The organism is Pseudomonas sp. EGD-AK9, from assembly GCF_000465935.2.
Classification (GTDB): Bacteria; Pseudomonadota; Gammaproteobacteria; order Pseudomonadales; family Pseudomonadaceae; genus Aquipseudomonas.
Genome location: NZ_AVOF01000337.1, coordinates 1 through 3,391, shown reverse-complemented (window position 1 = coordinate 3,391; position 3,391 = coordinate 1). Strand labels below are relative to the sequence as shown.

At 61.5% G+C, this 3,391-nt stretch carries 4 protein-coding genes and 3 tRNA genes; all 7 read left to right on the top strand.

Features of this window, described 5'->3' with window-relative positions:
• Positions 1–122: 122 nt before the first annotated feature.
• On the top strand, positions 123–1,088 hold the full coding sequence (gene birA, locus N878_RS15485) for a bifunctional biotin--[acetyl-CoA-carboxylase] ligase/biotin operon repressor BirA (RefSeq protein WP_031303255.1): 966 nt from the start codon (positions 123–125) through the stop codon (positions 1,086–1,088).
• Positions 1,078–1,827 (top strand): pantothenate kinase, encoded by a 750-nt coding sequence (locus N878_RS15480; protein ID WP_021444525.1) that lies wholly within the window; start codon positions 1,078–1,080, stop codon positions 1,825–1,827. Before birA ends, N878_RS15480 begins: the two co-directional genes overlap by 11 nt.
• Positions 1,828–1,835: 8 nt before the next feature.
• A complete protein-coding gene (locus N878_RS15475; RefSeq protein ID WP_021444524.1) occupies positions 1,836–2,519 on the top strand; it encodes an SPOR domain-containing protein in 684 nt (227 codons plus the stop codon).
• A gap of 142 nt (positions 2,520–2,661) precedes the next feature.
• Positions 2,662–2,746 (top strand) — tRNA-Tyr (locus tag N878_RS15470).
• Between the two features lie 24 nt (positions 2,747–2,770).
• A tRNA-Gly gene (locus N878_RS15465) sits at positions 2,771–2,844 on the top strand.
• Positions 2,845–2,870: 26 nt separating this feature from the next.
• Positions 2,871–2,946 (top strand) — tRNA-Thr (locus tag N878_RS15460).
• Between the two features lie 84 nt (positions 2,947–3,030).
• Positions 3,031–3,391 (top strand): GTP-binding protein (locus N878_RS15455; protein ID WP_021444523.1); only part of this gene is annotated, 361 nt, incomplete at its 3' end.

The window sequence follows — 3,391 nt, the reverse complement described above, 5'->3', positions numbered from 1 at the left end:
CTCTGCGGCTATTGGGCTTTGCAGCGGGGTGCGCTGTTCGCGCGCTCCTACAGTCTTCTGCTTTCTATGCAAGCCGTGGGCTCGTCGTTATCATGCCAGCCTTGTTCGTGGCGGGGCCTGGCATGCTGGCATTGTTGAAACTTCTACAGGATGGACGCTTTCATTCTGGCGAGGCCTTGGGGGCAGCGCTGGGTGTCAGTCGCAGCGCCATCTGGAAACAGTTGCAGAGCCTGGAGTCCGAGCTTGGGATCGAGGTATTCAAGGTTCCTGGGCGTGGCTATCGCTTGGCTGCGCCGATGACCTTGTTGGATGCCGCTCTGATCGAGCGCCAGGTCGCGACCTTGGCGTGGCCGGTATCCGTGCTGGCCAGTCTCGACTCGACCAATGCGGAGGTAATGCGCCGACTCGAGGGGGGACAAAGCGCGCCTTTTGTCGTGCTCGCCGAGCGGCAAACGGCCGGGCGTGGGCGGCGCGGGCGCGCCTGGGCGAGTCCCTTTGCGGAAAACCTCTACTGCAGCCTGGCATTGCGGGTCGACGGCGGGATGCGCCAGGTCGAGGCGTTGAGTCTGACCGTGGGGCTGGCGGTGGCTCGTACCCTGCAAGTTTGTGGCCTGAATGCCGCTGGGCTCAAGTGGCCGAACGATGTCCTGGTCGATGGGCGCAAGATTGCGGGGATCTTGCTGGAGCTTTCCGGCGACCCGGCGGATGTCTGCCATGTGGTGATCGGTATTGGTATCAATGCAAACATGGCGCTCGACTCGTCGGCGGCCATCGATCAGCCCTGGACCTCCATGCGTCAGTGTCTCGGTGGCATGATCGATCGCAATCTGCTGGCAGGCGAGCTGCTATGCCAACTGGCCGAGCATCTGTCTCGCCACTGGCGACAGGGTTTTGCCGGCTTGCGCGAGGAGTGGGAGGCGCTGCATCTGTGGCGCGGGCGTTCGGTTGCATTGCTTGCGGGCGATCATGCAACCCTTGGCGTGGTGCTCGGAGTGGACGAGCGCGGTGCCATCCGCTTGAGTGTGGAGGGCGTCGAGCGTTCTTTCAGTGGCGGAGAGTTGAGCCTGAGGTTGCAGCATGATTCTTGAGCTCGACTGCGGTAACAGCTTCATCAAGTGGCGTGTGATCAGGGTGCGGGGGGGCGAGCGGGTCTGCTCGGGAGTGGTCGACTCCGATGCCGGGTTGTTTGCCGAATTGGCGGGGTGTCCGGGTTTGAGCATTCGCTACTGTCGCCTGGTCAGCGTGCGCAGCGATGCGGAGACCACTCGGTTGGTCGAGGAGTTGCGTGCGTCCTTCGCCGTCGAGGTTTGCTGCGCTCAGCCGGCCCAAGAAGCCGGGGGGGTGCGCAACGGCTACGACGATTACCAGCGCCTTGGGCTGGATCGCTGGCTGGCGGTGCTGGGGGCCTACCACCTGGGCCAGCGCGCCTGCCTGGTGGTGGACCTCGGTACGGCGGTCACCGCCGATCTGGTGGCGGCCGATGGCGCGCATCTCGGTGGTTTTATCTGCCCTGGCCTTCCCTTGATGCGTGATCAGCTGAGCACGCATACCCGGCGCATTCGCTACGACCGGCAGTCGGCATTGGCGGCGTTGCAGGAGCTGGAGCCCGGGCGCTCCACGGCGGAGGCGGTAGAGCGCGGTTGCGTGTTGATGCTGAGGGGCTTTGTCGCGGTGCAGCTGGAGCGGGCGCGGTTGTGCTTTCCGGATGGTTTCGAGGTTTTCCTGACTGGCGGGGATGCTGACCTAGTGCGCGATGTCGTGCCGGGCGCGCAAGTCGTGGCCGATCTGGTCTTTGTCGGGCTGGCCATCGCCTGTCCGCTGAATTGAGGCAAGGCATGCGTTGGATCTTACTGTTGCTCGTTCTGCTCAATGTCTTCTATTACGTCTGGCACCAGCAGCAGGCGCCACTGCGCGCCAAGGAAGTCGCGCCGACGAGCAGTTACCAGGGCGCGCGCAAGGATATCCGTCTGCTGAGCGAGACCACTGCGCCGCGCGCGCGTGTCAGTGAGCCGGCGGAAGAGGCGTCGCCGGCCTCGGCGGCGGTCTGTCTGTTTCTCGGTAGCTTCGAGGAAGAGGCGCGGGCGAAGGTGGTGGAGCAGCGCTTGCTCAGCCTGGATATTCAGGCCCAGGTGCGTAGTGTCGATGCGGCAGCGGGGGTCGAATACTGGGTCTATCTACCGCCGCTGGCTTCGCGACAGGCGTCGTTGCGGCAGCTGCGCGAACTGCAGGCACGGCGTATCGATAGCTACATCATTACCCAGGGCGATCTGGCCAACGGCATCTCCCTGGGTATTTTCCCGCGCAGCGACTCGGCCGATAGCGTCATGCAGCGCCTGCGCGAAGTGGGTTACGAGCCGCAAATGCGCGAGTTGTCGCGCGCGCACCGCAGTTTCTGGGTGCGTGTCGCGCCGGAAAGCAGGCGCCTGGCCGATGAGTTTTTGCTCGGGCGATTGGCCGGCGATTTCGCCGGTTTGCAGCATCAACTAATGCCCTGCGAAGGCGTTGCATTGCTCCAGTAGTTTGCATAGAATGGCGCCCGCTTCGCAGGGTGGTCAAAGTTGGTTCCCGACGAAGATGTTGTCAAAGTAGCTAACCTCACGATTTTAAATGAGAAAATGCTTGACAGCAGGGTGGCAGATCTAGAAAATGCCGCCTCACTTTGGAGGGGTTCCCGAGCGGCCAAAGGGATCAGACTGTAAATCTGACGTCATCGACTTCGAAGGTTCGAATCCTTCCCCCTCCACCAGATTCAGCGTGAGCTGCAAGCTCCGCGGGTATAGTTCAGTGGTAGAACCTCAGCCTTCCAAGCTGATGATGCGGGTTCGATTCCCGCTACCCGCTCCAGTTTGTGGTTGGCGCAATAGAGTTTGGCTCATGTAGCTCAGCTGGTAGAGCACACCCTTGGTAAGGGTGAGGTCAGCGGTTCAAATCCGCTCATGAGCTCCATCTAATGAAGGCAGATATGAAAGTATCTGCCTTTGTTTTAATGGCGGCATGGCTTGCTCAATTCTTCGCTAGGAGACGGTCAAGATGGCTAAAGAGAAATTTGAACGTAACAAACCGCACGTCAACGTCGGCACCATCGGTCACGTTGACCACGGTAAAACCACTCTGACCGCTGCTCTGACCCGTGTGTGCTCCGAGGTTTTCGGTTCCGCTCGCGTTGATTTCGACAAGATCGACAGCGCCCCGGAAGAAAAGGCTCGTGGTATCACCATCAACACCGCGCACGTCGAGTACGACTCCAACATTCGTCACTACGCGCACGTTGACTGCCCGGGTCACGCCGACTACGTGAAGAACATGATCACCGGTGCTGCCCAGATGGACGGCGCGATCCTGGTCTGCTCGGCTGCCGATGGCCCCATGCCGCAAACCCGCGAGCACATTC